Here is an 8269-nt window from a genome sequence, read left to right as displayed (position 1 = left end):
TTTTAAGGTCACTCTTTGTGCCTGATAAAAAATGGCGAAAACAAGAAGAACCTCAATTGAGGTTCTTCTTGTGATATTTGTGGGACAGCAGTGGCTCTAAGCTCCTATTTTTTGAGTGAACCGTACCGGGTTTGTCTGAGACTTTTTTTATTTAAGTTAAGCCACCTGACCTAACGGGTTAATCTTATCATAGTACATTGGGTAATCCCCCCCTAAAAATAATAGGGTCTAAGAAGAGGTTTTCGCTCTGTGGACTTTTGCCACAGTTGGATCGTACGTGTAGAAACATTGAAATGCTTTGCTGTTTTTCACACAGACATTTTATTTCTAGTCAAAATCTCAATGACTTTGTCTTTAAAATCTTTTGAATATCCCATTTAGAACTTGGCTATAGTACTATATTGACGAGTAACTTACCATTTAGCCAATGGTCCAAATCCTTTGCGGATGATGTCACGTTGACCGCTGTGATGTTAGATCGGTTATTGCATCACTGTCATGTGGTACAAATATCGGGTGAGAGTTATCGCTTGAAGGGTAAAAAAAGAATAGGGATTCAGCCACAGGTTGAAACTTAATACGAGGTCAAAGGGGGCAATTTTAGAATGCCGTTGACAACCGAAGCAATTGAAAGGTCCGGTGCATTACAAGCCTGAACGATCTGCTGTTTAAATTCAGCACTGTATGTTCTTCGTTTTTTCTCAAGAGATGCGATGGATGAACCGTACCGGGTTTGTCGGTGATCCTAGACATATACAGGGACAAGGCAATGTTTGAAATCATTGATGATTTAAAAAATAAATTAGATCAATATCATTCAGTTTATTAAAAGGGTAATACAATTTAATGACGAGTAGAGTCCGTAGTATGAAGGGCTTTTTAAGCGGTATCTGTGCATCTCTATATGCTCTCACAATAAGCCAACCATTCAGATTAAGAAATCATTGGCTTAAATGGGTTTAGGGTTATAGATCCTAGATATCGTTATTTTAGGCTGTTTATTACCAATATACGATGCATTAAAAATATTTTCTGTTACTTCCAATTTTTAAGCTTAGATGTCTGTCCAATACCGACATTAAAACTGTTGGTTGGATCAAGTTTTTCATAATGATTTTTCAGCGCAGGTTTAGCCACATATAAATGTCCAACATTATGCTCTGCTGGATACTCAGCGCCACGGCTATCTAACAAACGCCACATTGCATGTTCCATAGCTAAAGGATCAACATCTTTTTTAACAATGTAATCTTGGTGGAATACATGACATAAAAAATGTCCATAATACAATTTATGTAAAATCTGCTCATCCATTTCTTTAGGTAAAGTTTCTACCCATTCACGATCATTACGGCGAAGTGCGATATCCAATGCAACAATATCTTCAACTTCTGATCGGTGCGTATCTCGATAACGAATTGCAGCACCTGCGACCGCAAAACGATGTAAAAATGCTTTTCGCCCTTCATCTTCATCACAAAGGAAATAATCACCAGTTTCGTGATGATCAAAGTAGCTTTCTAAAAATGCCTCTACCGCAGCAACATCTTGATCTTCAATACGTAGTACCAAATGATGCTCATATAAATTTCGAAATGCATTCATACGCTTCGGCAAGTGTGACGGTAGAAATTTTGTCAGCAATTGCAGAAATTTATCAGAAAGACCTCGCATTTTCATTTTTTCAAGATAACCATCTATTTTATCTTTCATCGCAAACGCAGCAGGCACTTTGGCTGTACCGAACTTCTCGATAAACATAAAAGTATCCTTACCATATTCAGCACCAATGTCATAAGCAACACGATGAATATACTCACCAGCAATAGGAATACGCGGCAAATCTTTCAGTAAAAAACGACGGATTTTGGTTAAATCTTCTTGGTGATTACTCCCCACATAAAACACTTGGCTTGAAATTCTCTCAAACGTATCTAAACGCACTGCAAACACACAGACTTTACCCGCTGAGCCCGATGCTTCGAATAAACGGGATGGATCAGCATTAAAACGTGCCGGCGTGTTTTCATCAACTTTCGCCACATCTTTAATATAACGATGGTCTGATGCACAGCACTGACTCTCGTTTTCGATGTCGGCAATTTGATATTTTTGTTGTTCCAAATTCGATAAGATTTCCTCAGAAGAATGACCCAAATTCACACCTAAATGATTGACTAATTCAAGCGAGCCTTGATCATTCACTCTCGCATATAATGCAAGTTCTGTGTACGCAGGCCCACGACGCACCAATGCTCCACCAGAATTATTACATACGCCGCCTAAAACTGAAGCACCGATACAAGATGAACCAATGACTGAATGAGGTTCACGATTAAAAACTGCTAATTCTTTTTCTAAACGATCCAAAGTCGCACCTGGTAAACAAATGACTTGCTTACCTTCATTGATTACTTGAATGCCCCTTAGACGACGGGTACTCATTAATAATACTGGACGATCATAATCATCGCCAAATGGAGTTGAGCCACCTGTGAGTCCTGTATTAGCGGCTTGCATGATTACGATACAACCAGCATCTACCGCTATTTCAAGCACTTTCCATTGTTCGACCAATGTCCCAGGAACAACGACAGCTAAGACGTTTCCTGTACCGTAACGGCGGCCTTGGCGATACAAACGAGTATCTTTCTCATCAGTCAGCACATTGTTTTTACCAACAATATCTATTAGTTTTTGAATAGTCTGTCGAGAAGAGGATTGAGTGTTTATCATTTTTAAGTCTTCTATTGTATAAATGCCCAAATAATATAATTCTCTCTCCTAGGTATCTTTTAAAACACGGCTTTAAAATTCAGCACAAGTGAAGATTAGAAGAGATTCTTTCTAAACTATCGAAGCCCCTTTTTCAAAAGAAAGCTTTGTTTACCTAAATTATTCGGATAAGAATCTCTTTTTTCAAAGGAAAGTTGGCAGAAATTTACTAATGTGAGTAATTAAATCGCTTACTCTTTCTCTAACTTGACCAAGCAATCCGATGTAATATCTGCAATGGTTCTTGCACCAGTCAATGTCATTGCTACACGCATTTCTTTCTCAATCAAATCTAGTAAATTACTTACCCCAGCACCGCCGGCAGCACCAAGTGCGTATACAAATGCACGACCAAGCATGCAAATATCTGCACCCATAGCCAACATACGTACTACATCAAGACCGTTACGAATCCCTGAATCTGCTAAAATTTTGATGTCACCTTTGACCGCACTTGCAATTGAAGGAAGCGCACGAGCAGAAGACAAAACACCATCAAGCTGGCGACCACCGTGATTGGAGACCACAATTCCATCTGCGCCAAAACGTACTGCATCCTTGGCATCTTCAGGATCTAAAATCCCCTTAATAACCATGGGACCCTCCCAATAATCACGAATCCACTCAAGATCTTTCCAAGAAATTGAAGGGTCAAAGTTATTGCCCAGCCAACCGATATAATCTTCCAGACCTGTCGGCTTACCTAAATATTTCGAAATGTTACCTAAATCATGCGGACGACCCAATAAACCGACATTCCAAGCCCAGTGTGGGTGCATACACGATTGCATATAACGACGCATTGCAGCATTTTTACCACTCATTCCTGAATGTGCATCACGGTAACGCGCACCTGGAACAGGCATATCGACTGTGAATACTAAGGTAGAACAGCCTGCGGCTTTAGCACGTTCCAAGGCATTTTTCATAAATCCACGGTCACGTAGTACATACAGTTGAAACCACATTGGACGTTGAATCGCAGGTGCCACTTCTTCAATCGGACAAACTGAAACTGTTGATAAGGTAAATGGAATGCCCTTTTTATCTGCGGCAACTGCGGCTTGAACTTCACCACGACGCGCATACATACCCGTTAGACCTACAGGTGACAATGCCACTGGCAACGCCAAATTTTCACCAAACAATTGCGTTTCTAAGCTCAGCTCAGACATGTCATTTAACACACGTTGACGTAAAGCGATTTTTGATAAATCTTCTACATTACGCTTTAAGGTATATTCCGCATAGGCGCCACCATCGATGTATTCAAATAAAAATGGCGGTAAACGACGTTTCGCAGCTTCACGATAGTCATTTGCAGAAGAAATAATCATAACTTATGTCCTATTTAATCGACTCGAACGTTGACGACGAGCTTCTTCTTCATCGATCATACGTACGCGTTGAACAACAAATTCAATATGCCCACAAGCTGCTTTACGTGCAGTCTCTGAGTCTTGACGTTCAATTGCGTCCATCACCTCAAAGTGCTGGTCATGCAATTGTTCAAAATGTTGTGGTGTAGTGTAGACTTTACGTCGCCCTAACATCACGTTGTCTTGCAATAAATCAAACAAACTACGCATCATTTGGATCAGTACTAAATTGTGGGATGCTTCTGCAATCGCTAGATGAAACTTCGCATCTGCTATTGCTGCGTGGGCATCATCACCTAAAGCCTGAAAATGGCTAATCTGCTCAAAACACTGACGAATATTGATCAAATCACTGGGTGTGGCACGTTGTGCGGCATACCATGCTGTACCACCTTCAAGCACCATACGAGCTTCTTGTACATCAAAACGATATTCAGGATCTTGATCTATCAAACCGAATAATGGCTCAACGATTTGATGCTGTGACCAATGTGCAGGCAACTGCTTTAAATAGGTGCCTGCACCCGCTTTGCTCTGAATAATCCCTGCGGTAATCAGCTGTTGAATCGCCTCACGTAAAGAGCTACGAGACACACCCAACTGTTCACAGAGTTGCCGTTCAGCAGGCAATCGCTCTCCGACTTGCACATTATTTTTTTCAATCAATAGACGTAAACGCTGTACCACTTTGTCGGAGACTTTCATTTTTTTCCTTGACCCGTTTATGGAATCATCCACGGGAAAACATAAGCTTGTAAGGCCACAATAATACCAATCATCACCGTAAAGATAATGCTGTGTTTTACTGTAAATCTAAATAAATCAGATTCTTTACCAACTAAACCCACTGCCGCACAAGCAATCGCAATTGATTGAGGGGAAATCATCTTACCTGTTACCCCACCACTGGTATTGGCAGCAACTAACAAGACTTCAGGCACACCGATTTGCTGTGCTGTAGTGGCTTGTAACGCTGAAAACAATGCGTTAGCTGAAGTATCTGAACCTGTAAGAAACACCCCAACCCAACCCAAGAATGGTGAGAAGAAGGTAAAAGCCTGACCCGTATGTGCCAGTGCTAAAGCAAGCGTTGCTGACAGACCTGAATAGTTTGCAATGAAGGCAAAAGCGAGCACCATACCAATCGAATAAATTGGTGTTTTTAGTTCATTCACGGTTTCAAAGAATGTCGAAACTGCCTCTTTAGGTTTCATTTTTAAATAAATGATCGTGATCAATGCCGCCAACATAATCGCCGTACCCGTTGCCGATAACCAATCAAACTTATAAATCGCATCATAATCTTTAATTTCAGGCACGACAGGCGGTAGCTTTTGAATCAATTGATGCAAATACGGCACTTTAATTGAAACTACTAAATCACTTAGTGCACCGTCCTTAACAAATAAATCTTTAAAAGGTTTGATGCTCCAGACCGTCACCATTGCTGTAAGTATCAAAAATGGAGACCAAGCTTTAGCTATCTGCCCCACACTGTATTGCTTACGAACTTGCTCAATAATAGTTTCATCTACTTGTAAATCTTTATCCTGAAAACGAAAAATATGTTTTGGCTTCCAGTACTTAAGTAAGATTGTCAAACTGACCAATGCTGCAATTGCAGCAGTAATATCGGGTAATTCAGGACCAACAAAATTTGATGTTAAATATTGCGCTAAAGAAAAAGATAAGCTGGCGACTAAAATAGCAGGCCAAGTTTCTTTAACCCCACGCCAGCCATCCATAATTGCCATGATCCAGATCAATACAATTGGCACCATAAAGGGTAACTGACGACCCACCATTTGACTGATTTCCATAGTGTCAACACCTGAAACCTGCCCAGCGACAATGATCGGAATTCCCATTGCACCAAAAGCAACAGGTGCAGTGTTAACTATCAGGCATAGCCCAGCCGCATATAAAGGCTTAAAACCGAGTCCCACCAACAGTGCCGCAGTAATTGCGACTGGCGCACCAAAACCTGCCGCACCTTCTAAAAACGTACCAAAAGCAAACCCAACTAATAGCATTTGCAGACGCTGATCTTCTGTAATTGACAGAATAGAGGAGCGAATAATATCGAACTGTCCTGTTTTTACTGAAATCTTATATATAAAAACTGCACCGATAATAATCCATGCAATTGGCCACAGTCCGTAGAAGAATCCATAGACCATTGATGCCAATGCCATTCCGATTGGCATTTTGTATAAAAATAATGAGACCAGAAAGGCTAAAAAAACGGTAATTGTCGCGGCTACACTCCCCTTCATACGAAAAATAGCCAATGCCAAAAAAAAGAAAACAATAGGAACTAGCGCTATTACACTCGAAATCCAAATATTGCCCATGGGATCATAAATTTGTTGCCACTGTTGAAGCATTGTCTACTCCTTGAAATGCTTAACTACTAGATTGAATAGTTTATTACACTTATATACTAAACTGGTATGACCAATTTAGTAATTAAGAGATAAAATGTACATTTTATATTAGAAATATTAGCCGAAAAACGCAATAGACAAGCTTTAATTTATTTTTTGGTGTGACCAATTTTAGAATCTATTAAAATCTTATACATTATTAAAAACTTAAGTAATACATGGTTTTGTTGCACAAACCTATTCTTGAAAGCTTATTCAGCAATATAATTCCCAAATGAATAAGCCTATACCTAAAATCTACCGGACAACGAAAGGCTAACCTACTACTTTTACAGTCAATACAATATGTAATGATATATCACTACATTTCTGATATTTCTTTTTTCATGTATGATCGACTAAGACAAATTCAGGGATAAGGTTATGTTTGAAACTATTGATGATTTAAAGAAAAAATTAGATCAACATCGCCCTCTCTCTCCGTCAATTGTCAAAAATTTACAAGAAGATCTTATTGTCCGCTGGACCTATCATTCCAATGCAATTGAAGGTAATACCCTCACCCTGCTAGAAACAAAACTAGTACTCGAAGGTATTACTGTTGGTGGAAAGGCATTAAGAGAACACTTCGAAGCGATCAACCATAGAAATGCAATTTACTATGTTGAAGATATCATTCGGAAAGAGGAGCCTTTTTCTGAATGGCAAATTCGTAATATCCATCAGCTTATCTTAAAGAATATTGATGATGATAATGCTGGCCGCTATCGCCAGCAAAACGTATTGATCTCTGGTGCCACATCTACACCGCCTGATTACACGTTATTAAATGACAAGATGGCTCAATTAGTAGACTGGTATAATAGTGAAGCACATAAGCTACATCCAATTGAACGTGCAGCCAAAGTACATGCTGATTTTGTTGGCATTCATCCATTCATTGATGGCAATGGTCGCACGTCACGTCTTTTGATGAATCTTGAACTATTAAAAGCAGGCTATCCGCCTTGTGTGATTACAGTAGAAAATCGTTTGGCTTACTATGAGGCTCTTGATCAATGGATGGCATATGAAAAGACTGAAGCTTTTATTCAATTGGTTTCGGATGCAGTAATCGAAGGATTTAAACCGTATCAGGTGGTTTTAGGAATATAGTTATTCTATAGCTATTTATTTAATAGACCTCTTGCGAAAGTATCGTTTTACCTAATTTTTGAATTGGCTAAAACCTTATAAAATGTAGCTTTGGGCTGTTTAAATTTTGACTAACGCAAGAAGTCTAATGATAATAATATTATAACCCTCATGACTTAATGATGAATATGGGCTTAAAATTCTTCTAGTAAAGAAATTTATACTAGGACTTACGCATTGACGGATTCAAAAAAGTACTAAAATACTTTATAAAGTATCTGTGATCAGACGAATTAAACATGCTTCTACAGCAACTTGTACTCTACCCATTTATATGGGCTTTCTCATGACAGAACCGAACTCTATTAGCTGCACACAACTTGCCGAGACTTATAATATCTCGCATGATAGTGTAAATCGCTTTCTAGAGCGTGAAGATTACACACCTCACGACCTATATCAAGAATCAATTCAACATATTGATAATAACAAACTTATAGTCAGTATTGATGATACTGTTTTAGATAAACCATATAGTCAACATATGGACTTAGTTAGCTATTTTTGGTCAGGCAAACACCACCGATCCGTCAA

The 8269-nt window shown here is 39.1% G+C and carries 5 protein-coding genes and 2 pseudogenes; 3 read left to right on the top strand and 4 right to left on the bottom strand.

Annotation, left to right across the window (positions count from 1 at the left end; translation table 11 throughout):
- Positions 1-392 precede the first annotated feature (392 nt).
- Positions 393-578, top strand: a pseudogene (locus MKL32_RS10290) (ATP-binding protein); the annotation flags it as partial.
- Positions 579-1035: 457 nt separating this feature from the next.
- Here MKL32_RS10290 and dld read toward each other — a convergent pair.
- The 4 genes from dld to lldP all read right to left on the bottom strand — a co-directional run bounded on the left by dld (position 1036) and on the right by lldP (position 6541).
- Positions 1036-2736: a D-lactate dehydrogenase gene (gene dld / locus MKL32_RS10280; RefSeq protein ID WP_004961414.1), complete on the bottom strand. Its 1701-nt coding sequence runs from the start codon at positions 2734-2736 to the stop codon at positions 1036-1038.
- A gap of 230 nt (positions 2737-2966) precedes the next feature.
- Positions 2967-4112 carry an FMN-dependent L-lactate dehydrogenase LldD gene (gene lldD / locus MKL32_RS10275; RefSeq protein ID WP_004961411.1) on the bottom strand — a complete coding sequence of 382 codons (1146 nt, stop codon included), beginning with the start codon at positions 4110-4112 and terminating at the stop codon, positions 2967-2969.
- 3 nt (positions 4113-4115) lie between these two features.
- The gene (gene lldR / locus MKL32_RS10270; protein WP_004961408.1) at positions 4116-4859 is read right to left on the bottom strand and encodes a transcriptional regulator LldR; all 744 of its coding nucleotides are present in this window, start codon (positions 4857-4859) and stop codon (positions 4116-4118) included.
- A 17-nt stretch (positions 4860-4876) separates the two neighbouring features.
- Positions 4877-6541, bottom strand: a complete 1665-nt coding sequence (lldP, locus tag MKL32_RS10265) for an L-lactate permease (protein ID WP_005402463.1) — start codon at positions 6539-6541, stop codon at positions 4877-4879.
- Between the two features lie 423 nt (positions 6542-6964).
- Between lldP and MKL32_RS10260 the strand changes: the two genes are divergently transcribed.
- Both MKL32_RS10260 and MKL32_RS10255 read left to right on the top strand, forming a co-directional pair.
- Positions 6965-7696 (top strand): Fic family protein, encoded by a 732-nt coding sequence (locus tag MKL32_RS10260; protein ID WP_125272707.1) that lies wholly within the window; start codon positions 6965-6967, stop codon positions 7694-7696.
- 259 nt (positions 7697-7955) lie between these two features.
- Positions 7956-8269: pseudogene (locus tag MKL32_RS10255) on the top strand (IS701 family transposase); the annotation flags it as partial.

It is taken from the genome of Acinetobacter sp. AOR34_HL (genome assembly GCF_027854795.1).
Taxonomy (GTDB): domain Bacteria; phylum Pseudomonadota; class Gammaproteobacteria; order Pseudomonadales; family Moraxellaceae; genus Acinetobacter; species Acinetobacter junii.
This window is presented reverse-complemented; position numbering and strand designations above follow the sequence as displayed.

Bases quoted from the DNA above. Each gene is read 5' to 3' on its own strand.
- lldD (WP_004961411.1), bottom strand. From the start codon at position 4,112: ATGATTATTTCTTCTGCAAATGACTATCGTGAAGCTGCGAAACGTCGT.
- dld (WP_004961414.1), bottom strand. From the start codon at position 2,736: ATGATAAACACTCAATCCTCTTCTCGACAGACTATTCAAAAACTAATA.
- lldR (WP_004961408.1), bottom strand. From the start codon at position 4,859: ATGAAAGTCTCCGACAAAGTGGTACAGCGTTTACGTCTATTGATTGAA.
- lldP (WP_005402463.1), bottom strand. From the start codon at position 6,541: ATGCTTCAACAGTGGCAACAAATTTATGATCCCATGGGCAATATTTGG.
- MKL32_RS10260 (WP_125272707.1), top strand. From the start codon at position 6,965: ATGTTTGAAACTATTGATGATTTAAAGAAAAAATTAGATCAACATCGC.